General features: G+C 64.1%; 25 protein-coding genes. 12 read left to right on the forward strand and 13 right to left on the reverse strand.

The features are described 5' to 3' along the window. Positions 1–4: 4 nt before the first annotated feature. The 8 genes from F6X59_RS10830 to nrdR form a co-directional block, all read right to left on the reverse strand. The gene (locus F6X59_RS10830; protein WP_027917812.1) at positions 5–508 is read right to left on the reverse strand and encodes a phosphatidylglycerophosphatase A; all 504 of its coding nucleotides are present in this window, start codon (positions 506–508) and stop codon (positions 5–7) included. After that, positions 505–1473, reverse strand: a complete 969-nt coding sequence (gene thiL, locus F6X59_RS10835; RefSeq protein WP_152956261.1) for a thiamine-phosphate kinase — start codon at positions 1471–1473, stop codon at positions 505–507. The genes F6X59_RS10830 and thiL overlap by 4 nt, the downstream gene beginning before the upstream one ends. An 18-nt stretch (positions 1474–1491) precedes the next feature. After that, positions 1492–1992 carry a transcription antitermination factor NusB gene (gene nusB / locus F6X59_RS10840; RefSeq protein WP_060509621.1) on the reverse strand — a complete coding sequence of 167 codons (501 nt, stop codon included), beginning with the start codon at positions 1990–1992 and terminating at the stop codon, positions 1492–1494. Then, positions 1989–2465: a 6,7-dimethyl-8-ribityllumazine synthase gene (gene ribE / locus F6X59_RS10845; RefSeq protein ID WP_027917814.1), complete on the reverse strand. Its 477-nt coding sequence runs from the start codon at positions 2463–2465 to the stop codon at positions 1989–1991. The genes nusB and ribE overlap by 4 nt, the downstream gene beginning before the upstream one ends. A 91-nt stretch (positions 2466–2556) precedes the next feature. Further along, positions 2557–3648, reverse strand: coding sequence for a bifunctional 3,4-dihydroxy-2-butanone-4-phosphate synthase/GTP cyclohydrolase II (gene ribBA / locus F6X59_RS10850; RefSeq protein ID WP_012270288.1), 1092 nt, complete (start codon positions 3646–3648; stop codon positions 2557–2559). Positions 3649–3666: 18 nt separating this feature from the next. After that, positions 3667–4332: a riboflavin synthase gene (locus F6X59_RS10855; protein ID WP_016497780.1), complete on the reverse strand. Its 666-nt coding sequence runs from the start codon at positions 4330–4332 to the stop codon at positions 3667–3669. A 42-nt stretch (positions 4333–4374) separates the two neighbouring features. Beyond that, positions 4375–5505, reverse strand: a complete 1131-nt coding sequence (gene ribD / locus F6X59_RS10860; protein ID WP_152956263.1) for a bifunctional diaminohydroxyphosphoribosylaminopyrimidine deaminase/5-amino-6-(5-phosphoribosylamino)uracil reductase RibD — start codon at positions 5503–5505, stop codon at positions 4375–4377. 2 nt (positions 5506–5507) lie between these two features. Further along, on the reverse strand, positions 5508–5972 hold the full coding sequence (gene nrdR / locus F6X59_RS10865; protein ID WP_054886565.1) for a transcriptional regulator NrdR: 465 nt from the start codon (positions 5970–5972) through the stop codon (positions 5508–5510). Between the two features lie 105 nt (positions 5973–6077). Between nrdR and F6X59_RS10870 the strand changes: the two genes are divergently transcribed. The 3 genes from F6X59_RS10870 to trxA are packed head-to-tail and all read left to right on the forward strand — an operon-like array spanning position 6078 to position 8094. Further along, positions 6078–6530: a YbaY family lipoprotein gene (locus tag F6X59_RS10870; protein ID WP_152956264.1), complete on the forward strand. Its 453-nt coding sequence runs from the start codon at positions 6078–6080 to the stop codon at positions 6528–6530. After that, on the forward strand, positions 6531–7190 hold the full coding sequence (locus F6X59_RS10875) for a methyltransferase (protein WP_372240352.1): 660 nt from the start codon (positions 6531–6533) through the stop codon (positions 7188–7190). A 31-nt stretch (positions 7191–7221) separates the two neighbouring features. Continuing rightward, positions 7222–8094, forward strand: coding sequence for a thioredoxin (gene trxA, locus F6X59_RS10880; protein WP_152956265.1), 873 nt, complete (start codon positions 7222–7224; stop codon positions 8092–8094). A 45-nt stretch (positions 8095–8139) separates the two neighbouring features. On the opposite strand, the gene F6X59_RS10885 is transcribed toward trxA, so the two are convergent. After that, a complete protein-coding gene (locus F6X59_RS10885; protein ID WP_346652528.1) occupies positions 8140–8475 on the reverse strand; it encodes a hypothetical protein in 336 nt (111 codons plus the stop codon). 131 nt (positions 8476–8606) lie between these two features. Between F6X59_RS10885 and F6X59_RS10890 the strand changes: the two genes are divergently transcribed. The 5 genes from F6X59_RS10890 to F6X59_RS10910 all read left to right on the forward strand — a co-directional run bounded on the left by F6X59_RS10890 (position 8607) and on the right by F6X59_RS10910 (position 12476). Next, complete coding sequence (locus F6X59_RS10890; RefSeq protein WP_152956266.1) at positions 8607–9182, forward strand: DUF2796 domain-containing protein; 576 nt, start codon at positions 8607–8609, stop codon at positions 9180–9182. A 1-nt stretch (position 9183) separates the two neighbouring features. Next, positions 9184–9894, forward strand: a complete 711-nt coding sequence (locus F6X59_RS10895) for an ABC transporter ATP-binding protein (protein ID WP_152956267.1) — start codon at positions 9184–9186, stop codon at positions 9892–9894. Next, positions 9894–11159 (forward strand): ABC transporter permease, encoded by a 1266-nt coding sequence (locus tag F6X59_RS10900; protein WP_152956268.1) that lies wholly within the window; start codon positions 9894–9896, stop codon positions 11157–11159. The genes F6X59_RS10895 and F6X59_RS10900 overlap by 1 nt, the downstream gene beginning before the upstream one ends. Before the next feature lie 8 nt (positions 11160–11167). Beyond that, the gene (locus tag F6X59_RS10905) at positions 11168–11683 is read left to right on the forward strand and encodes a DUF3299 domain-containing protein (protein WP_152956269.1); all 516 of its coding nucleotides are present in this window, start codon (positions 11168–11170) and stop codon (positions 11681–11683) included. 109 nt (positions 11684–11792) lie between these two features. After that, complete coding sequence (locus tag F6X59_RS10910) at positions 11793–12476, forward strand: OmpW family protein (RefSeq protein WP_060509644.1); 684 nt, start codon at positions 11793–11795, stop codon at positions 12474–12476. Here F6X59_RS10910 and F6X59_RS10915 read toward each other — a convergent pair. After that, positions 12464–13657, reverse strand: a complete 1194-nt coding sequence (locus tag F6X59_RS10915) for an MFS transporter (RefSeq protein ID WP_152956270.1) — start codon at positions 13655–13657, stop codon at positions 12464–12466. The two genes, F6X59_RS10910 and F6X59_RS10915, sit on opposite strands and share 13 nt — an antisense overlap. A 103-nt stretch (positions 13658–13760) precedes the next feature. On the opposite strand from F6X59_RS10915, the gene F6X59_RS10920 reads away from it, so the two are divergent. Then, complete coding sequence (locus F6X59_RS10920; protein WP_152956271.1) at positions 13761–14204, forward strand: helix-turn-helix domain-containing protein; 444 nt, start codon at positions 13761–13763, stop codon at positions 14202–14204. A gap of 131 nt (positions 14205–14335) precedes the next feature. On the opposite strand, the gene F6X59_RS10925 is transcribed toward F6X59_RS10920, so the two are convergent. Then, positions 14336–15268, reverse strand: coding sequence for an NAD-dependent epimerase/dehydratase family protein (locus tag F6X59_RS10925; protein ID WP_152956272.1), 933 nt, complete (start codon positions 15266–15268; stop codon positions 14336–14338). After that, on the reverse strand, positions 15261–16145 hold the full coding sequence (locus F6X59_RS10930; protein WP_152956273.1) for a sugar nucleotide-binding protein: 885 nt from the start codon (positions 16143–16145) through the stop codon (positions 15261–15263). Before F6X59_RS10930 ends, F6X59_RS10925 begins: the two co-directional genes overlap by 8 nt. A gap of 278 nt (positions 16146–16423) precedes the next feature. On the opposite strand from F6X59_RS10930, the gene F6X59_RS10935 reads away from it, so the two are divergent. Further along, positions 16424–17464 (forward strand): hypothetical protein, encoded by a 1041-nt coding sequence (locus tag F6X59_RS10935; RefSeq protein ID WP_152956301.1) that lies wholly within the window; start codon positions 16424–16426, stop codon positions 17462–17464. Between the two features lie 17 nt (positions 17465–17481). Continuing rightward, on the forward strand, positions 17482–18276 hold the full coding sequence (locus F6X59_RS10940) for a TSUP family transporter (protein ID WP_152956274.1): 795 nt from the start codon (positions 17482–17484) through the stop codon (positions 18274–18276). Between the two features lie 8 nt (positions 18277–18284). On the opposite strand, the gene F6X59_RS10945 is transcribed toward F6X59_RS10940, so the two are convergent. After that, a complete protein-coding gene (locus tag F6X59_RS10945; protein WP_152956275.1) occupies positions 18285–19094 on the reverse strand; it encodes a helix-turn-helix transcriptional regulator in 810 nt (269 codons plus the stop codon). Positions 19095–19272: 178 nt separating this feature from the next. Here F6X59_RS10945 and F6X59_RS10950 point away from each other — a divergent pair, with 178 nt between their 5' ends. Continuing rightward, the gene (locus F6X59_RS10950; RefSeq protein ID WP_152956276.1) at positions 19273–20715 is read left to right on the forward strand and encodes a sodium:alanine symporter family protein; all 1443 of its coding nucleotides are present in this window, start codon (positions 19273–19275) and stop codon (positions 20713–20715) included. The last annotated feature ends 53 nt before the right edge of the window (positions 20716–20768 follow it).

The raw sequence follows: 20768 nt of genomic DNA on the forward strand, positions 1-20768 counted from the left end.
TGCTTCAGCCTACCGCCCACACCAGAATCTGCATGCCCAGCCAGGCGAACACACCGGCGAGGATATCGTCGAGCATGATCCCGACACCCCCGTGCACATGGCGATCGATCCAGCGGATCGGCCATGGCTTGAGGATGTCGAAGAAGCGGAACATCAGGAACCCGGCAAGGATCCACTGCCACCCTTCCGGCACCAGCCACAGGGTGATCCACATGCCGACCATCTCGTCCCAGACAATGCCTTCATGGTCGTGCACGCGCAAGTCGTTGGCGACCTTGCCGCACAGCCAGAAGCCGAACAGCATCATCACACCCAGCAACAGCCAATAGCCCCAGTCAGGCAGCATTTGCCACAGTGGGATGAACGGGATCGCCACCATCGAACCCCAGGTACCGGGGGCCTTGGGCAGGGTGCCGGAGCCGAAGCCAAAGGCGATGAAGTGCCACGGGTTGCGCCAGACCGATGGCGGAACGAACTCCGCAGGCACCTGATTGGGGTGGTCGGTCACGGTGTCTCCCTAAAGTGTTGATAGCCCCGTTGAACCGGGGTGATGTCATGCCCCTGCGGGTCGCGCAGGGTCACGCCCTGGCCTTCGAGCACGCGGCCGATGACGTGCACCTCGGCAAAACCGAGGTCGGTCAGCGGGGCGAGCGCTGCAGGCGGCAGGGTGAAAGCCAGTACGTAGTCGTCGCCGCCAGTCAGCGCTGCCAGCCGGGCCGCATCGAGGCCAAGGAAGGCCTCCAGAGCAGGAGACACCGGGACCTGTAGCAGGTTCACCTCGAGTGCGACCCCGGACGCCTTGGCGATATGCCCACAGTCGGCGAGCAGGCCATCGGAAATGTCCAACGCCGCCGTGGCCCGGCCGCGCAGCAGCTGCCCAAGGTGGAGCTGCGGCATCGGCGACCAGTAGTGGTCGAGCAGCGGCTTGGCCAGCTCGGCCGGTGCCTCGCGCTCACCCAGTACCAGTGGCAACGCCCCTGCCGCCTTGCCCAGTGAACCCCCAACGCACAGCAGGTCGCCAGGCCGTGCGCCGCTGCGGCGCAACGCCTGGCCGGCCGGCACCCGGCCGAACACGGTGACGGTGATGCTCAGCGGGCCGCGGGTGGTGTCGCCACCAATCAGGCTCATGCGGCAACGGTGGGCCATGCGGCTGAGGCCGTCGGCATAGGCCGCCAGCCAGTCGGGGCCGACATCAGGCAGGGTCAGGGCGAGGGTGAAGCCGATCGCCGTCGCGCCCATGGCCGCCAGGTCACTGGCCGCCACGGCCAACGAGCGCTGGCCAAGCAGCAGCGGATCGCAGACAGCGGGGAAATGCACCCCGGCGACCAGGGTGTCGGTCGACACCGCCAGTTGCTCACCGGGTGGAAGCTCCAGCAGGGCACAGTCGTCGCCGATACCCAGGGCCACGCCCTCGCCGCCCTGCGCACAAGGCGCGGCGGCGAAGTAATGGTTGATCAGCTCGAACTCACCCATGGGCAGGCAGCGCCAGGATCAGCGCTTGTTCGCCTTGACTTCTGCTTCACGCAGGGCCGGAGCGAGCTTGTCCAGCACACCATTGACGAACTTGTGGCCGTCGGTGGCACCGAAGACCTTGGCCAGCTCCACGCCCTCGTTGATCACTACGCGGTACGGTACGTCGACGCGCTTGATCAGCTCCCAGGTGGACAGGCGCAGCACGGCCAGCTCGACTGGGTCGAGCTCTTCCAGTGCGATGGACAGGCACGGCTTCAGCGCGCCGTCGATTTCGCCTTTGATCGCCGGAACCCCATGCAGGATTTCACGGAAATAGGCACCGTCGACATCGGTGAAATCGTTATCGACCCGGAACTGCGCTTCGATCTCGTTCAGCGAATGCTGGGCCATGTGCCACTGATACAGGGCCTGGGTCGCGAGCTTGCGGGCTTCGCGGCGCTTGGCGCTCTTCGATGGCTTGCCGGCATCCGCAGGTTTTGGATCGCGCGGGTTGAAACGATCGCTTTCGTCGCTAATCACTTGGCCTCCAACTGCGCCAGCAGGCTGACCATTTCCAGAGCGGACAGGGCAGCTTCACCGCCTTTGTTGCCAGCCTTGGTGCCGGAACGTTCGATGGCTTGTTCGATGGAGTCGACGGTCAGAACGCCGAAGGCCACCGGTACGCCGAACTCCATGGACACCTGGGCCAGGCCCTTGGTGCATTCGCCCGCCACGTATTCGAAGTGCGGGGTACCGCCGCGGATCACTGCGCCCAGGGCGATGATCGCGTCGTATTCGCCTTGCTGGGCGACTTTCTGTGCCACCAGCGGGATTTCGAACGCACCCGGGGCACGGATGATGGTGATGTCGCTTTCGCTGACACCGTGGCGTACCAGGGTATCAACGGCGCCGCTAACCAGGCTTTCGACGACGAAGCTGTTGAAGCGGCCAACCACCAAAGCATAGCGACCTTTGGGGGCGATGAAGGTACCTTCGATGGTCTTCAGGGTCATTCCGATATTCTCATCTTCAAGAGCGAGGCCGCATACAAGCGGCCTCGGCAGGGGTGTGGACTCGAGCTCTGGGCGTCAATGCCGCCTCAAGTCACTCGGAGGGCACGTATTCTACAACTTCCAGATCGAATCCGGATATCGCATTGAACTTCATCGGCGAACTCATCAGGCGCATCTTGCGCACACCGAGGTCGCGCAGGATCTGCGAACCGGCACCGACGGTGCTGTAGGTGGTCGGCGCCTTGGTCGGTGCATCGCCCGCGCTTTCGCGGATGTGCGCCAGCAGTACGTCGCCGTCCAGCGGGTGGCCCAGCAGCAGCACTACGCCGCTGCCCGCCTCGGCCACGGCGGCCATGGCCGCGCGCAGGCTCCAGCGGCCCGGCTGCTTGACCAGTAGCAGGTCGCGCAGCGGGTCCATGTTGTGCACGCGCACCAGGGTCGGCTCTTCGGCGCAGATCTTGCCCAGGGTCAGGGCCATGTGCACGTCGCCTTCCACCGCGTCACGGTAGGTGACCAGGTTGAATTCACCCAGCTCGCTCTCGACCGGCTGCTCGGAGACGCGCTGCACGGTGCGCTCGTGGATCATGCGGTAATGGATCAGGTCGGCGATGGTGCCGATCTTGAGGCCGTGTTCGGCGGCAAACACTTCCAGTTCGGCACGGCGCGACATGGTGCCGTCGTCGTTCATCACTTCGCAGATCACGCCGCTCGGCTCGAAGCCGGCCATGCGCGCCAGGTCGCAAGCCGCTTCGGTGTGGCCAGCGCGGGCCAGGGTGCCGCCGGGCTGGGCCATCAGCGGGAAGATGTGGCCTGGGCTGACGATGTCTTCGGCCTTGGCGTCCTTGGCCGCGGCAGCCTGCACGGTGCGCGCACGGTCAGCGGCGGAGATGCCGGTGGTAACGCCTTCGGCGGCTTCGATCGACACGGTGAACTTGGTGCCGAAGCCCGAGCCGTTGCGCGGCGCCATCAACGGCAGCTTCAGGGTTTCGCAACGCTCGCGGGTCATCGGCATGCAGATCAGGCCGCGGGCGTGCTTGGCCATGAAGTTGATGTGCTCAGGCAGGCAGCACTCGGCCGCCATGATGATGTCGCCTTCGTTTTCGCGGTCTTCGTCATCCATGAGGATGACCATTTTGCCCTGGCGGATGTCTTCGACCAGTTCTTCGATGCTGTTGAGCGCCACTCGGCACCCCCTTCTCAATCAGGATTTCAAGAAGCCGTTGGCGGCCAGGAAGCTTTCGGTGATGCCACTGCCCTTGCTCGGTTCGGCAGCCTTGTCGCCCAGCAGCAGACGCTCCAGGTAACGGGCCAGCAAGTCGACCTCAAGGTTGACCCGACGCCCTGCACGGTAGTCGGCCATGATGGTTTCGGACAGGGTGTGCGGGACAATGGTCAGCTCGAATTCGGCGCCATTGACCTCGTTGACCGTCAGGCTGGTGCCGTCGACGGTGATCGAACCCTTGTGGGCGATGTACTTGGCCAGCTCCTTGGGCGCACGCACGCGGAACTGGATGGCGCGGGCGTTATCGCTGCGCGAGATGATTTCGCCGACACCGTCGACGTGGCCGCTGACCAGGTGGCCGCCCAGGCGGGTGGTCGGGGTCAGGGCCTTTTCCAGGTTGACCTTGCTGCCGCTCTTGAGGTCGATGAACGCGGTGCGCTTGAGGGTTTCGACGCTGACGTCGGCCCAGAACCCGTTGCCCGGCAGCTCGACGGCGGTCAGGCACACGCCGTTGACGGCGATGCTGTCGCCGAGCTTGACGTCACCCAGGTCGAGCTTGCCGGTTTCGACGTAGACGCGCACGTCACCGCCCTTGGGGGTCAGGCTGCGGATGGTGCCGATGGATTCGATGATGCCGGTGAACATGGGGACTTCCTCAGAAACGGGTTGCGCGGGGCAAGCCCGGCATTATACGCCGGGCGCCGGCAGAGGGATGGCCGTGACCCGCCAGTCATCGCCCACTGCGCGCATTTCGGTGATTTTCAGCCGCGGTGCCTGGTTCATCTTCTCCAGCGGCCAGTCCAGCAACGGCCGGGCCTGGGAGCCGAGGAATGTGCCAGCGACGAACAGCTGGTACTCGTCGATCAGGCCCAGCCGGGCAAAGGCACCGACCAGGCCGGCACCGGCCTCCAGGAGGATGTCGTTGACACCGCGAGCGGCCAGCGCCTGCAGCAGCGCCGGCAGGTCCACCTGGCCATTGTCGCCCGGCAGGCTGAGCAGCTCATGGCCGGCAGCGGCATAGCGCGGGTCATCTGCGACGGCGGTGACCACCAGCGCCGGGCCCGCCTGGAAGAATGGCGCGTCCAGCGGCAAACGCAGGCGGCCGTCGATCAGCACGCGCAACGGCGTGCGGCTCAGTGCCAAGGCGGTGGTTTCGGTGTCCAGCCCCAACTCGTTGCCACGCACGGTCATCCGCGCGTTGTCGGCCAGCACGCTGGCCGCACTGGTCAGCACCACGCTGGAACGGGCGCGCAGGCGCTGCACTGCCGAGCGGGCAGCGGGCCCGGTGATCCACTGGCTTTCGCCACTGGCCATGGCGGTGCGGCCATCCAGGCTCATGGCCAGCTTGGCGCGGACGAACGGCAAGCCGTGCTCCATGCGCTTGAGGAAGCCGGGGTTGAGGGCGCGGGCCTCGGCTTCGAGCACGCCGCTGGCCACGATGATGCCTGCGTCCGCCAGGCGCCGCAGGCCCTGCCCTGCGACTTGCGGGTTGGGGTCCTGCATGGCGGCGACCACACGGGCCACACCGGCCTTGACCAGCGCCTCGGCGCACGGCGGCGTGCGGCCATGGTGGCTGCACGGTTCCAGGGTCACGTAGGCGCAGGCGCCGCGGGCCAGTTCGCCGGCCTGACGCAGGGCATGCACTTCGGCATGCGGCTCGCCGGCACGCACATGCCAGCCTTCACCGACCACCTCGCCATCGCGGACGATCACGCAACCCACACGCGGGTTGGGGTGGGTGGTGTACACGCCCTTGCGCGCCAGTTCCAGCGCGCGGGCCATGTAATGCGCATCGAGGATCGCGGTCTGGCTGGGCATGCTCACTCTTTAGCCGGCTCGCGGGCCAGGCGGTCGATTTCTTCGCGGAATTCGTCGAGGTCCTGGAAGCGCCGGTACACCGAGGCGAAGCGAATGTAGGCCACTTCGTCGAGCTTGCGCAGCTCGGCCATGACCATTTCACCCACCACCAGCGACTTGACCTCACGCTCGCCGGTGGCGCGCAGGCGGCTCTTGATATGCGCCAGCGCCGCTTCCAGGCGCTCGATGCTGACCGGGCGCTTCTCCAGCGCACGCTGCATGCCGGCGCGCAGCTTCTCTTCATCGAAGGGCTGGCGCGTGCCGTCCTGCTTGATCAGCCGGGGCAGCACCAGCTCGGCGGTTTCGAAGGTGGTGAAGCGCTCGCCGCAGGCGACGCATTCACGGCGGCGGCGCACCTGTTCGCCCTCGGCGACCAGACGCGAGTCGATGACCTTGGTGTCGTTGGCACCGCAAAAGGGACAGTGCATGGTGGCAGGCAACAAAAAAAGGGAGGGCCATGGTAGCGCATTGCACTGGCAAGACAAGCCAAAGGGGTTAACATCCATACAATTCTGCCCGTGAAGGACCCACCCATGCATCTTCGTGCGCTCGTCGTGCTGTGCTGCGCTTCCCTGCTCGCCGCCTGCGGCAGTGACCGCCCCAAGACAGAAGCAGTCCCCGCGCCAGCAGCAGCCAAGGTGGCGAAAAACGCCGAACCGCTTGGCCCGCTGCCGGCCTATCAGCGTGAGTTGAGCGGCACCTTGCTGGAAATTCCCGCCGGCGCCGACGTGGAGCTGGCGCTGCTGGTCATCGACGACCGCGACCGCCCGCAACAGCTGCTGGCCAGCAGCAATCTGACCGGCACCGGCCAGGCCCTGCCCTATCACCTGCGCTTCAACCCCGAGGCCTTCCCGGCCGGTGCCCGCGTCGAACTGCGCGGCCGTGCCAGCAGTTCCGGCCAGCTGATCATGCACCTTCCCCCCGTGCGCATCATCCAGGCCCAGACCCAGGCAACCGGCCCGCTGCGCTTCGAGAAGACCCCCTAAGTGGCGCCGCTTGCCCTGCAACAGGCCCTCAGTGGCCTGATCGGCGAAGCGCGCCTGGTCATCAGCGACCTGCCTGAGTGCGCGCTGAAGCTGTGGCTGATCGATGATCAGAACATGGACCGCGCCTTCAGCAGCGAAGAAACCCGGCGCATCCTCGAAGAACCGCCGTACTGGAGCTTCTGCTGGGCCAGCGGCCTGGCCATGGCCCGCTACCTGGCGGCGCACCCCGAGTGGGTAGCCGGCAAGCGCGTGCTGGACTTTGGCGCCGGCTCCGGCATTGCCGGGATCGCGGCGGCCCGCGCCGGGGCGCTGGAAGTGGTCGCCTGTGACCTCGACCCGCTGGCCCTGCAAGCCTGCCGTGCCAACGCCCAGCTCAACGAGGTCGAACTGGGCTACAGCAGCGACTTCTTCGCCGAAGCCGACCGCTTCGACCTGATCCTGGTTGCCGACGTGCTCTATGACCGCGCCAACCTGCCGCTGCTCGATGCCTTCCTTGGCCGCGGTCGCCAGGCACTGGTGGCCGACTCGCGAGTCCGCGATTTCAGCCACCCGCTGTACCGGCAGCTTGGCGTGCTCGAAGCCTTGACCCTGCCAGACCTGGCCGAGCCGCACGAATTCCGCCGGGTCAGCCTGTACCACGCCAGCCGCGAGCCTTTATAGTGGTGCCATTCACGGATTTGCGAGAGTCGCGATGAGCCAGGACACCCCATATATCTTCGATGCCACCGATGCCACCTTCCAGCAACTGGTGATCGAGAACTCCTTCCACAAGCCGGTGCTGGTGGACTTCTGGGCCGAGTGGTGCGCGCCGTGCAAGGCGCTGATGCCGCTGCTGGCGAAGATCGCCGAGGGTTACCAGGGCGAGCTGCTGCTGGCCAAGATCAACTGCGACGTCGAGCAGCAGGTGGTGGCCCAGTTCGGCATCCGCAGCCTGCCGACCGTGGTGCTGTTCAAGGATGGCCAGCCGGTTGACGGCTTTGCTGGTGCCCAGCCGGAGTCGGCGATTCGCGCCATGCTCGAGCCGCATGTGCAATTGCCGGCCGCCCCGACCGCTTCGCCTTTGGAACAGGCCAAGGCGCTGTTCGCCGAAAGCCGCTTCGCCGAGGCCGAGGCTGCGCTGAAGGCACTGCTGGGTGAAGACAACAGCAATACCGAGGCGCTGATTTTTTATGCCCGCTGCCTGGCCGAGCGTGGCGAGCTGGGTGAAGCCCAAGTGGTGCTGGATGCGGTCAAGACCGATGAGCACAAGGCCGCCCTGGCCGGTGCCAAGGCTCAGCTGACCTTCCTGCGCCAGGCCGCCAGCCTGCCGGAAGTCGCCGACCTGAAAAGCCGCCTGGCGCAGAACCCGCAGGATGATGAGGCGGCTTACCAGCTGAGCATTCAGCAGTTGGCCCGTCAGCAGTATGAAGCGGCACTGGAAGGGTTGCTGAAGCTGTTCCAGCGCAATCGTGCTTATGAGAACGGCTTGCCGCAGAAGGCGATGCTGCAGGTGTTCGAGTTGCTGGGCAGTGATCATCCGTTGGTAGGTGTTTACCGTCGTCGCTTGTCTTCGGCCATGTTCTGAGCCTGAGAATGGCGGGGCCGCTTTGCGGCCCCAGAATCCAGGACCTCACCCCACCCAGTGATACACCGGCGCATCCACGCCACTTTCCACCTTAACCTCACTGCTGTGCCGCAAGCGCACCAGCAACCGCTTGCCCGCTGCCGTGCTCCCGGCCAGCCCTTCCAGCCGGTCGAGCAGCTCCGGCCCGCTCATCTGCCCTGCCAGACGCAGCACCTCACGTGCGGCATGCCACTGTCCGTCGTCCTGGCGCGGCGCCGCCGCAACGGCTACCGGTTCAGCTACCGGCACTTCGATCTGCCGGCCCAACTGCGCCCACTCCTGCGGCTCCAACTCGAGGGTCAGGTCCACCGGCCAGTCACCAATCTGTCCACGAATTCTCACGATGCGTTCCTTGAGCTCAGATCAATGCAACCATGCTACCGCAACATGAAACCTGCGCCACACAGGCTGGCGGCGCGAAGAAAATTTGTTATAACATAACCAAATCTTCCAGCCCGCTCCCGGAGTCGTCCATGCGTCGCCTGCTGCTTGCCCTGCCTTTCGCCCTGCTGCCCCTGGCCGTGGCCCATGCCCACGACGAACATGACCATGATCACGCCCACGGCACCCTCGGTGCCCACGAGCATGGTGTGGCCAAGCTCAATGCCGTGCTCGATGGCAACACCCTGGAGCTGGAGCTGGACAGCCCGGCGATGAACCTGGTCGGCTTCGAGCACATGGCCAGCAGCGATGCGGACAAGGCCAAGGTTGCCGCGGTGCGCCAGCAGCTCGAACAACCCCTGAAGCTGTTTGCCCTGGCCTCGGCCGCCGGCTGCAAGGAAGACCAGCAAGAGCTGGAAAGCCCGCTGTTCGGCGATGCGGCCAAGGCTGATGACGACGGTGACGAGCACGAGAAAGGCCACGTGCACAGCGACATCAATGCCCACTACCAGCTGACCTGCGCCACCCCGGAAAAACTCGCCCAGATCGACCTCGCCCCGCTGTTCAAGGCCTTCCCGGCCACTCAGAAGATCAACGTGCAACTGATCGGCCCGAATGGCCAGAAAGGCGTCGAGACTTCGCCGGCCAAGGCCGTGGTTGCGTTCTGAGATGAGCCAGGCGTTGATTGAACTGCAGGACCTGGTGTTCGCCTGGCCCGGCCAGGCGCCACTGCTGGATATTCCGGCATTGCGCCTGGAGGCCGGCGAAGCGCTGTTCCTCAAGGGCCCCAGCGGCAGTGGCAAGACCACCCTGCTGGGCCTGCTCGGCGGGGTCAACCGGCCAGGTCAGGGGCGTATCCAGCTGCTTGGCCAGGACCTCGCCGTGCTTGGCCAGGGTGCGCGTGACCGCTTCCGGGTCGACCACACCGGCTACATCTTCCAGCAGTTCAACCTGCTGCCGTTTCTCTCGGTGCGCGAGAACGTCGAGCTGCCTTGCCGTTTCTCGCGCAGCCGCGCCGAACGGGCCATTCAGCGCCACGGCAGCGTCGACCAGGCCGCCAGCGAGCTGCTCGCGCACCTGGGCCTGGGTGACCCGGCGCTGCTCGCACGGCGTGCCGACAGCCTGTCGATCGGCCAGCAGCAGCGCGTGGCGGCTGCTCGCGCACTGATCGGCCAACCAGAACTGGTGATCGCCGACGAGCCGACCTCAGCGCTGGATGCCGACACCCGCGAAGCCTTCATCCGCCTGCTGTTCGACGAATGCCGCACAGCCGGTTCCAGCCTGCTGTTCGTCAGCCATGACCAGAGCCTGGCACCGCTGTTCGACCGTCACCTGTCCCTGGCCGATCTCAACCGCGCCGCCAAGCCCCGGGAGGCCTGATGTACCTGCTTCGCCTTGCCCTGGCCAGCCTGGCCAACCGCCGTTTCACCGCGTTTCTCACCGCCTTCGCCATCGCCCTGTCGGTGTGCCTGCTGCTGGCCGTGGAGCGCGTGCGCACCGAAGCGCGCACCAGTTTCGCCAGCACCATCAGCGGCACCGACCTGATCGTCGGTGCCCGTTCGGGGTCGGTGAACCTGCTGCTGTACTCGGTGTTCCGCATCGGCAACGCCACCAACAACATCCGCTGGGACAGCTTCCAGCACTATGCCCAGGACCCACGGGTCAAGTGGGCGATCCCGATCTCGCTGGGTGACTCGCACCGTGGCTACCGGGTGATGGGGACCACTACCGATTACTTCAGCCATTACCAGTACGGCCGCAAGCAGCATCTGCAACTGAGCCAGGGCCGTGAATTCGCCAGCGACCCGTTCGAAGTAGTGCTCGGCGCCGAAGTGGCCGACGCACTGCATTACAAACTCGGCGACAAGCTGGTACTGGCGCACGGTGTCGCCGCGATCAGCCTGGTCAAGCACGACGACAAACCGTTCACCGTGGTCGGCGTGCTCAAACGCACCGGCACTCCGGTCGACCGCACCCTGCACATCAGCCTCGGCGGCATGGAGGCCATCCACATCGACTGGCACAACGGCGTGCCCGCCCGTGGTGCCGGGCGCATCAGCGCCGAACAAGCACGGACCATGGATCTGCAACCGGCAGCCATCACCGCGTTCATGCTCGGCCTGAACAACAAGATCGCCACCTTCAGCCTGCAGCGTGAGATCAACGAGTACCGCAACGAGCCGCTGCTGGCGATCCTGCCAGGGGTGGCCTTGCAGGAGCTGTGGAGCTTGATGGGCACCGCCGAACAGGCGTTGTTCGTGGTGTCGTTGTTCGTGGTGCTGACCGGCCTGATCGGCATGCTCACGGCGATTCTCACCAGCCTCAACGAGCGCCGCCGGGAGATGGCGATCCTGCGTTCGGTGGGCGCACGGCCATGGCATATCGCCGGCTTGCTGGTACTTGAAGCATTGGCACTGGCGGTGACGGGCATCGCGGCCGGGCTTGGCTTGCTGTACGCGGGCATCGCCCTGGCCCAGGGCTACGTTCAGGCCAACTACGGGCTGTACCTGCCCCTGGCCTTGCCCAGCGCACATGAATGGACGCTGCTGGCTATCATCCTTGGCGCAGCGCTGCTGATGGGCAGCGTACCGGCCTGGCGCGCCTATCGGCAGTCGCTGGCCGACGGCCTGTCCATTCATCTCTGAGAGGCATCATGCTCCGCGTACTGTTGATATCGATCCTGTTCCTCGCCGCCCCTGTGTGGGCGGACGAGGTGCGCGAGCTGGACTGGCCTGCGCTGATCCCTGAAGGTGCGCCGGTCATCCCGCCACAACTTACACCGCTGCACGACATGTCGCAGCTGAGCGATGCGCTGTCGGCTGAATCGGCCCCTCCAGCACGCCAACAAGGGCCCGACGCCCCGGTGGTGAAAAGCCTCGATGGCGAGCAAGTCAAGATCCCAGGCTACATCGTGCCGCTGGAGGTGAGCGAAGAAGGGCGCACGACGGAATTCTTGCTGGTGCCTTACTACGGCGCCTGCATCCATGTGCCCCCCCCTCCGTCGAACCAGATCGTGCATATCTTCAGCGAAATGGGTGTGCGCGTGGAGGACCTCTACCAGCCCTACTGGATCGAGGGAAAGATGCAGGTTAGAGCCTCCAGCAGCGAATTGGCCGACGCCGGATACCAGATGGAGGCGGAGAAAATATACGCTTATGTGCTCAAGTGAGAACTGTTTCGAATTTGTGACGATGCTTCGTTGAGCTGGGTCAAACTTTCGTCTTGGACGCATCCGTACCATTGGACTACTCGATTACTCACGTCCTTTGGGAGCTTCCATGAACAAGTCCTTGCTCGGCGCCTCGCTTGTGGCCCTTGCGCTCGCCGCCCCTGTTGCCCACGCCCACCAGGCGGGTGATGTCATCGTCCGCGCCGGTGCCATCACCACGGCACCGAACGAAAACAGCGGCGACCTGAAATTCGACGGCAACAAGGTGTCGGGCACCAAGGCGACCCTGGACAGCGACACCCAGCTGGGCCTGACCTTCGCCTACATGCTCACCGACCACATCGGCCTGGAGCTGCTGGCCGCGACCCCGTTCAAGCACAGCGTAGGCGTCAAAGGCCTGGGCGGCGGGCTGGACGGCAAACTGGCCGACATCAAACAGCTGCCACCGACCCTGTCCGTGCAGTACTACCCGATGGAGCCTAACTCCAAGTTCCAGCCCTATGCGGGCGTGGGCATCAACTACACCCTGTTCTTCGATGAAGACCTGACCAGCGAGCGCAAGCAACAGGGCTTCAGCAACCTCAAGCTGCAGGATTCGGTGGGTATCGCCGGCCAGTTGGGCATGGACTACATGATCACCGACAACCTGCTGGTGAACGCCTCGGTCTGGTACGTCGACATCGACACCAAGGCCAGCGTCAACGGCCCGACCGCTCTGGGCTACAGCAAGACCAAGGTCGACGTCGATGTCGACCCTTGGGTATACATGGTCGGCCTGGGCTACAAGTTCTGACCTGAACACGGCAGGGCGGCTTCGGTCGCCCTTTCCCGTTGCCCCCACGACCAGTACACCAGTGCCAGCGCACTGAGCACCATCCCCAGCGCACATACCGCAGTCCAGCCCCAGCGCGCATACGCCCAGCTTGCCAGCACCGCCCCCAAACCGCTGCCGATCGAGTAGCAGCACATGTAGGCGCCGATCAACCGGCTGGCCATCGCACCACGCCCCGCCAGCAACAGGCTCTGGTTGGTGACATGCACCGCCTGCACGGCGAAATCCAGCATCAGTACGCCCAGCACGAAGGCGGTCAGCGAGTGCCCGACGAAGGCGGTCGGCAGCCATGACAGCGTCAACAGGCCCAGCGCCAGGCCGGTGGTGCGCTCGCCCAGCCCTCGATCAGCCAGCCGCCCGGCCCGCGACGCCGCCAGGGTGCCGGCGATACCCGCCAGGCCGAACAGGCCAATCTCGGTATGGCTGAGCGCCAGCGGTGGCGCACTCAGGGGCAGCACCATGGCGCTCCACAGCACGCTGAACGCAGCGAAGATCAGCAGGCCGAACAGCCCGCGCCGGCGCAACAGGCTGTCGTGTCGATACAAGGTGAACAACGAACCGATCAGTTGCCGGTAGCCGGGCCATTGCACAGGTAACCGGCTTGCTGGCAGCCAGCGCCAGAGCACCACGGCCATCAGCATGAGCACAGCTGCCGCCACGAAGTACACATTGCGCCATCCGGCCAGGTCCGCGAGCGCTCCGGAAACCAGACGCGCCAGCAGAATGCCCAGCACCACCCCACTGGTCACCGTGCCCACCGCCTGGCCCTGACTGGCCGGGCTGGCAAGGGTGGCGGCATGGGCGACCATCACTTGCACCATGACCGCCATCAGCCCGACCAGGGCCAGCGCGGCCAGCAGCATCAGCCATTGCTGCGCCAGGCCAACGCCGATCAAGGCCAGGGCGGCAATCAGCAACTGCCCCAGCAGCAGGCTCTTGCGCTCGATCAGGTCGCCAAGTGGCACGATCAGGATCAGCCCAAGGGCATAACCCGCCTGGGTCGCGCCGACCACCCAACCGATCTGCTGCTGCGCCACGCCCAGGTCACTGGCTATCGATTCGAGCAAAGGTTGAGCGAAATAGACCGTGGCCACGGCCATGGCGCAGGTGGTGGCAAGCAACAGGGTTATCCAGCGATTCATCGGGCTGACTCCTTCGAACCTGGTTTCAAATTGAAACCACTTGATGGATATTTAGCAAATGTGGTTTTAATCTGCAACCAGATGAACAACGCAGGTGCCGCCAATGCTCGATGACGTGAACGCTCAATGCCCCGTGGCCCGGGCACTGGAAGTGCTGGGTGACCGTTGGGCGCTGATGATCCTGCGCGATGCCTTCGATGGCCTGCGCCGTTTCAGCGAGTTCCAGAAAAACCTGGGGCTGGCGAAGAACATCCTGGCGTCGCGGCTGAAGCTGCTGGTGGAGAGTGGGCTGTTGGCGTTGCAGCCCGCTTCGGATGGCAGTGCCTACAAGGAATATGTGCTGACCGAGAAAGGGCGCTCGGTGTTTCCGATCGTGGTGGGGTTGCGCCAGTGGGGGGAGCGCTTTCTGTTCGAGGCGGGGGAAGCGCGGTCGGAACTGGTGGACAGTGCCAAGGGGCGGCCAGTCGGGGCTCTGCAGGTGCGATCCGAGGATGGCAGGCTTCTCGCGGCGGAAGATTGCCTACGCAGGGTTGTTCGGCATACCTGAACCCTGTGGGAGCCGCGCTTGCCGGCGATGGGCCGCGAAGCGGCCCCAGCAATTTATGCAACAACCCTGAAATCGTGGGGCCGCTTCGCGGCCCATCGCCGGCAAGCGCGGCTCCCACAAGTACAGCTATCTCAAGCTTTGCCGAGCAGCTTGGCCAACCCCTCGACCATCGGCGTCGCCTGCGGAAAATCGAAGCGCGCCAGCAGACGCTGGTTGTCCGCCCGCGAATGGCGGATATCGCCCGAACGCGCCTGGCCGTAGCTGATCGCCGGCAAGCTGCCCACCACCTGCTCCAACGCCTTGAGCATCTGGTTCAGCGAAGTCGCCTGGTTCAGGCCGACGTTCACCGCGCCCTCTTCCACCTGCGGCTGCTCCAGTGCCTGCACCATCACCTGCACCAGATCGCCGACGTAGAGGAAGTCACGGGTCTGCTCGCCATCACCGAACACGGTGATGGGCAAGCCTTGAACTGCCCGCTCGCTGAAGATGCTGATCACCCCGGAGTACGGCGAGGAAGGGTCCTGGCGCGGGCCGAAGATGTTGAAGAAGCGAAATACCACTGGCTCCAGGCCATGCTGGCGGCGGTAGAAGTCCAGGTATTGCTCGCTGGCCAGCTTGTCTACCGCATAGGGCGTCAGCGGCGCCTTGGGCGTGTCCTCGGCAATCGACTCGCCTTCGCCATTGTTGCCGTACACCGCCGCGCTCGATGCAAACAGCACGCGGCGCACGCCATGCACACGCATGGCCTCGGCCACGTTGAGGGTGCCGATGAAGTTGCTCTGGTGAGTCTTTACCGGGTCTTCGACCGACGCCTGCACCGATGCCACCGCAGCCAGATGGACCACGGCACGGCAACCGGCGGCGGCACGCTGAACCAGCGCGGCGTCGGCCACATCGCCTTCGATCAGCTCGAGACGCGGGTTATCCAGTTGCAGGTTGTCGCGCTTGCCAGTGGAAAGGTCGTCGAGAATACGTACGGCGTAGCCCTTGGCCAGCAACGCATCGCACAGGTGGGAGCCAATGAAGCCGGCGCCGCCGGTGATCAGGATGGGGGCATCAGCCATGGCGGTAGAATCGATCCAGTAGTGGCGGCAAGCCCGCGCGCCAGGCACGCGGCTTGATGCCGAAGGTGTGAAGAATTTTCTTGCAGGCCAACACCGCGTGCTGCGGCTCCTCGCTGGCATCCGGCCGAGCGGCGTGGGCCTGCGCGGTTGGTGCTTGCACGGCCAGCTGACGGTACTGCCCGGCCTCGCTGAGAATCGCCTGGCCCAGCGCCAGCGGCGTGGTCGCCTCGTTGCCGGCGTAGTGGTAGGTGCCCCACAGCGGCGCACTGCAATCGAGCTGCTTGAGCACCGACAGGATCACCCGCGCAGCGTCGTCGACCGGCGTCGGGTTGCCGCGGCGGTCATCGGCCAGCAGCAGCTCCTGCGGTTGCTCGGCGCGGGTCAGGAAGCGGCCCAAGGCACCGTCGATGCTTTCGTCCAGCAACCAGCCGAAGCGCAGCAGCACATGCTGCGGGCACGCCGCACGCACGCTCTGCTCGATACGCCACAAGGCCTGACCACGCTGACCCAACGGCACCGGTTCGTCCTTTTCGCTGTAGGCCGTGGCCCGCGAACCGTCGAACACCCGGTAGCTGGAAGGCTGCACCAGGATGATCTGGTGGTGCTGGCACAACTCCGCCAGCCGCTCTACCGCCCGCTCCTGCTGGGCCAGGCGCTGGTCGCTGACCGATTCGGCCTGGAACCAGTCGAAGTAATAGGCCAGGTTGACCAAGGCATCGGGGCGATGATCGTCAAGCAACTGAGTGAGGCTGGCCGGGGCCCAGCCGTTCTCCGGCGGGCGCGGTGCCAGGAATGCGATGTCCTCCTCGGCCCCGAGACGAATCAGCGCTTGCCCGAGGGCATTGCCACCACCCAACAGCATCAGGCGCATACGCATAGAGTCAGCAGATCCGAACAGGTTGATTGAGGGAAAGGAGTCATTTTGCGGTTTCCGGGCGGGGAAGTCCAACACGGGGTCTCGACGGCACGAGCGAGCAGGTTCTTCATCGTTCAGCCCGATAACAAGATGAATTTTCCTACAGCCCACGCAGAGCGAGCTGACTTTAGTTCAACACCATAACGGCATTGAATTGTTGACCTGCCCACTTGCCGGTTGCTGAAGCATTTTTCGAGCGCCGGCAGGGGCACTTCAACAATACTTACAAGGAACGTTCCATGCCGCATTCAGAAGTCGCGTACCTGGACTTCGACCGGGAGCAAGGCCAGGCCATAGCCCTCGCAAGCGATTCCCTTACTGATCTGGGGGGACCACAGGCTGGAAAAGTAGCAGCTCAGGCACGCCTGTTCGCCAAGCAACTCGAATCAACATTGAGTACTGAGCAAAAGTCGACACTACAGCGCTTTAGGGACGGCTTGTTATCCGCGCTGATGTTCAGGGGAATGCCCTGCCCCACCGACTCGCCCCCAGAGCGGTTGACGGATATTTCAGTAATGGCGCGCAGCAGCCGCTGCCAATACCTGGCTTCACGCAATCAAGTGCTATTGGCGCTGGCGCAACATCGAAGTTTCGCATTCGACATCGACAATGAAGGCCAGCAAGTGCGCCTGGTCGGCAACTTCAAAGGGGGTGGCAGCATTCCCAGGCCTGACGAGAAGCCCGATGCAGAAATCGAAATCAGCTCACATGCGGGTTTGCAGTTGGGGCCGCACACCGAAGCGCCCTACAACTGTTCAACAACCGCCAGTAACGGCCACTCACCCGCCCCTTGCGCACTGATTCTCACTGCACGCTGGAACCCTGCGCACGAACCGACCCATGTAATTCCACTTCGAGGCATCATCGAACGCATGGCCAGCCTTGATGTTCTTGCTCTCACTTCGCCCTCTTTCGATTTCACCCGCAGTGACTGCTTCGCTCGCGGGCACGGCAATGCAGGCAAAGCCGTGTCGATGCTGCAGTACAACGCAAATGGCGGCTTCTCGCTTCGGTATAACAGCTACCGCTTTTCACTCAATGACAATGCAGACAGCGCAGTTGCTCGGGCTTTTGCTGCATTTCAGGAAGCCGTAAACAGCACGCGACCCGAGATGTTCGATCTGCAGGCTGACACCGCGCTGCTGATCAACAACAGCCGCGCCTTGCACGGTCGCAGCATCATTCGGGACAACCGGCGCCTGCTGGTGCGCCAGTTCGGATACTCCCGTTTCGCTGCCCCCATTGTGATCGCTGAAGACCCGTTACTGGTTCGCGGCTGAGGACAGGAAGTTACCCGATGATCGAACTCGACTTGTCACTGATACTGATACTCGCCCTGGTCGCCTTCACGGCCGGCTTTTTCGATGCCATCGCCGGCGGCGGCGGCCTGATCACACTGCCGGTGTTGTTTGTAGCCGGCATCGAACCACTGGCGGCGATTGCCACCAACAAGTTCCAGGCCGCTTCGGCAACGGTTTCAGCGACATACGCCTTTGCCCGAAAAGGCATGATCGACTGGAAACGTGGCAGCCCAATGGCACTGATGGCTTTCATCGGTGGCGCGCTCGGCGCCTTGTCAGTCAGCCTGGTACCCAAAACGCTGCTGCAGGCATGCGTTCCGATACTGCTCATTCTGGTAGCCGCGTATTTCGCGTTCAGCCCGAAACCCAATGAGCAGTCGCGCAAGGCGAAGCTATCAACCAGCGTATTCTGCGTTGCCGTGGCGCCCGTCATTGGTTTCTATGACGGGATCTTTGGCCCAGGCGTCGGCTCGTTCTTCATGCTCGCTTGCGTCATCCTACTGGGCCAGCATCTGCTACAGGCCGTCTGCAACAGCAAGCTGCTGAACGCCGCGTGCAACCTGGGCGCACTGTCAGTGTTTTCACTGAGCGGAGCAATCATCTGGCCTCTGGCGCTGGCAATGGCAAGCGCGGCGTTTGTCGGCGCTCAACTGGGCGCTCGCTGCGCCGTGTACTTCGGCCCCCGGCTGATCAAACCGTTGCTGGTCTGCGTTTGCTGCATCATGGCAACCAAGTTGTTGCTCGACTCAGGCAACCCGATTGGCGAGTGGCTACACCGATTGACGCTCTGAACGAGCGATCACTCAATCTCGAACAGGCTGTTACGCAACGGCCCCACACTCAACCGCTCACGCACATCGTCATCGATCCGTGGATCATCCGGCTGGTACAGCCTGACCTGCCGATAGGCATTGATGCGGTTGATCTCCTCCCCGAGGTACTCCCACACCACGCGGGTACAGGCAGGGTTGCGCCGGTCGCCGCTGGATACGCCTGCCTTCAGACCGTTCAGGCGGGTGATGCGGCTTTTGAAGCTGGGGATGAGGATGGTCTGGCTCATCTCGTTGAAGGTCAGCGACTCGTAGTCGACCAGGAACATGCGGTCCTGCAACTGGAACGCCGCCCCGAGGTAGCGGCACCGCACCTCGGCATGTGGGTCGGTGGCACTGGAGCGTTCCTGGCGTTCCTGACGCTCGAACAGATAGCGGCCACGCTCCTCCCACAGATGCACCAACGACACCAGGATGGTGCCCGGGACCGACATGCAGTTGGAGTACTCCAGGTAGTAGCCGCAATAACGCGACAGGTTCCCGGCGTGATCGTGCAACGGGCGGAACAGTTCGCTGATCGGGTCGCCGGGCTGCTCGGCCGGGGTCGACACGCGGGCACCGATCAGGCGGCTGAACTGCTCGGGGGGCAAATTCAGTTCGTAATCTTCAACGCCGAAGAAATCGCCGATGCGCTTGAGGTTGTAAGCCGTCGGACGGCTCTGCCCGCTCAGATACTTGTTGAATTGCGCGCGGTTGATCGAGAGCTGGCGGCAAACTTCCGAAATAGAGCGGTAGTGGCTGCAGGCCAGTTTGAGGTTGGTAGCGAAATGATCGCTCATGACAGGGGACTCAGGTGACGCGATTGGCGCCATTCTAGCATCAAGTTGCACCAATTCAGAGCAAGCCGCGAAATTGTAACCACTCTTGTCATGGCCAACCATGCGCCCCAACGAATAGCGGTTCGCCTGCCGTCCGCTGTCTTTCCACGCGAACAATAAGAATCGAGGTCATTTTCCAATGCTCGAAGTAATCAACGATTTCCTCTCGGGGAAACTTCTCATCGTGCTGATCGTGGGGCTGGGTAGCTACTTCACCATCCGTTCCCGGTTCGTTCAGTTCCGCCACTTCGGCCACATGTTCGCTGTATTCAAGGAATCGCTGCGTGGCCAGGCAGGCCAGCTGAGCTCCTTCCAGGCCCTGATGCTGAGCCTGGCAGGCCGCGTGGGCGCCGGTAACATCGCCGGTGTCGGCATTGCCGTGACCCTGGGTGGCCCAGGCGCGGTGTTCTGGATGTGGGTCACCGCATTGGTGGGCATGTCCAGCAGCTTCTTCGAATGTACGTTGGCCCAGGTGTACAAGCGCGCCGACGGCGACGGCCTGTACCGCGGCGGCCCGGCCTACTACATCCAGCATGGCCTGAAGCGCAAGAGCATGGCCATCGTCTTCTCGATCCTGCTGCTGGTCACCTACGGCTTCGCCTTCATCGGCTTGCAGTCGTACACCGTGACCCACTCGCTGCAAAACGCCTTCGCCTTCGACCCGCGCCACACCGGCATCGTCCTGGCCGTGCTGCTGGCCATCACCTTCATCGGTGGCATCAAGCGCATCGCCGCCGTGTCGGACCTGCTGGTACCGGTCAAGACCCTGGCCTACATCGGCGTGACCCTGTACGTGATCGGCACCCAGATCGAACACGTGCCGGCCATGCTGGAAACCATCTTCAAGAGCGCCTTCGGCCTCGACCCGGCATTCGGTGGCCTGCTCGGCAGTGCCATCGTCATGGGCGTGAAGCGTGGCGTGTTCGCCAACGAAGCGGGCCTGGGCAGTGCGCCAAACGTGGCTGCCGTAGCCGCCGTCAAGCACCCGGGCGCCCAAGGCGTGGTCCAGGCGTTCAGCGTGTTCCTCGACACCTTCGTGATCTGCACCTGCACCGCGCTGCTGATCCTGCTGTCGGGCTTCTACACCCCGGGCTTCGAAGGTGACGGCATCGTCCTGACCCAGAACTCGCTGGCCGCCGTGGTCGGTGACTGGGGCCGCCTGTTCGTCAGCGTGGCGCTGTCGCTGTTCGTGTTCACCTGCATCCTCTACAACTACTACCTGGGCGAGAACAGCCTGCAGTTCCTCAGCCGCAACCGCATGGTGCTGCTGGCGTTCCGCGCCCTGGTACTGGCGCTGGTGGTATGGGGTTCGATGCAGGACCTGTCAACCGTGTTCGCCTTCGCTGACATCACCATGACCTGCCTGGCCTTCGTCAACCTGGTGGCCCTGGCCCTGCTGTTCAAGGTCGGCCTGCGGGTGATGCGCGACTACGATGACCAGCGCAAGGCCGGCATCCAGCAGCCAGTGTTCGATTCGTCGAAATTCGCCGACCTGGACCTGGACCGCAACGCCTGGCCTGCCAATCCACAGGCGGAAACCGCCACTGACACGGCAGCCGGCCAAGTTCAGACGCAGCGCTGATATCCTTCCTGCCTGGCCGCCCCGTCCGTGGGCGGCCGCTCTACCTCCGCTCA

The organism is Pseudomonas sp. MN1F (assembly GCF_009391885.1).
Classification (GTDB): Bacteria; Pseudomonadota; Gammaproteobacteria; order Pseudomonadales; family Pseudomonadaceae; genus Aquipseudomonas.

Coding starts and splice junctions, on each gene's coding strand:
- thiL (WP_152956261.1), bottom strand. CDS start 1,473: ATGGGTGAGTTCGAGCTGATCAACCATTACTTCGCCGCCGCGCCTTGT.
- ribE (WP_027917814.1), bottom strand. CDS start 2,465: ATGACCCTGAAGACCATCGAAGGTACCTTCATCGCCCCCAAAGGTCGC.
- F6X59_RS10855 (WP_016497780.1), bottom strand. CDS start 4,332: ATGTTCACCGGCATCATCGAATCCATCGGCACCATCCGCAGCCTGACC.
- ribD (WP_152956263.1), bottom strand. CDS start 5,505: ATGCCCAGCCAGACCGCGATCCTCGATGCGCATTACATGGCCCGCGCG.
- nrdR (WP_054886565.1), bottom strand. CDS start 5,972: ATGCACTGTCCCTTTTGCGGTGCCAACGACACCAAGGTCATCGACTCG.
- F6X59_RS10870 (WP_152956264.1), top strand. CDS start 6,078: ATGCATCTTCGTGCGCTCGTCGTGCTGTGCTGCGCTTCCCTGCTCGCC.
- trxA (WP_152956265.1), top strand. CDS start 7,222: ATGAGCCAGGACACCCCATATATCTTCGATGCCACCGATGCCACCTTC.
- F6X59_RS10890 (WP_152956266.1), top strand. CDS start 8,607: ATGCGTCGCCTGCTGCTTGCCCTGCCTTTCGCCCTGCTGCCCCTGGCC.
- F6X59_RS10895 (WP_152956267.1), top strand. CDS start 9,184: ATGAGCCAGGCGTTGATTGAACTGCAGGACCTGGTGTTCGCCTGGCCC.
- F6X59_RS10900 (WP_152956268.1), top strand. CDS start 9,894: ATGTACCTGCTTCGCCTTGCCCTGGCCAGCCTGGCCAACCGCCGTTTC.
- F6X59_RS10905 (WP_152956269.1), top strand. CDS start 11,168: ATGCTCCGCGTACTGTTGATATCGATCCTGTTCCTCGCCGCCCCTGTG.
- F6X59_RS10910 (WP_060509644.1), top strand. CDS start 11,793: ATGAACAAGTCCTTGCTCGGCGCCTCGCTTGTGGCCCTTGCGCTCGCC.
- F6X59_RS10915 (WP_152956270.1), bottom strand. CDS start 13,657: ATGAATCGCTGGATAACCCTGTTGCTTGCCACCACCTGCGCCATGGCC.
- F6X59_RS10920 (WP_152956271.1), top strand. CDS start 13,761: ATGCTCGATGACGTGAACGCTCAATGCCCCGTGGCCCGGGCACTGGAA.
- F6X59_RS10925 (WP_152956272.1), bottom strand. CDS start 15,268: ATGGCTGATGCCCCCATCCTGATCACCGGCGGCGCCGGCTTCATTGGC.
- F6X59_RS10930 (WP_152956273.1), bottom strand. CDS start 16,145: ATGCGTATGCGCCTGATGCTGTTGGGTGGTGGCAATGCCCTCGGGCAA.
- F6X59_RS10935 (WP_152956301.1), top strand. CDS start 16,424: ATGCCGCATTCAGAAGTCGCGTACCTGGACTTCGACCGGGAGCAAGGC.
- F6X59_RS10940 (WP_152956274.1), top strand. CDS start 17,482: ATGATCGAACTCGACTTGTCACTGATACTGATACTCGCCCTGGTCGCC.
- F6X59_RS10945 (WP_152956275.1), bottom strand. CDS start 19,094: ATGAGCGATCATTTCGCTACCAACCTCAAACTGGCCTGCAGCCACTAC.
- F6X59_RS10950 (WP_152956276.1), top strand. CDS start 19,273: ATGCTCGAAGTAATCAACGATTTCCTCTCGGGGAAACTTCTCATCGTG.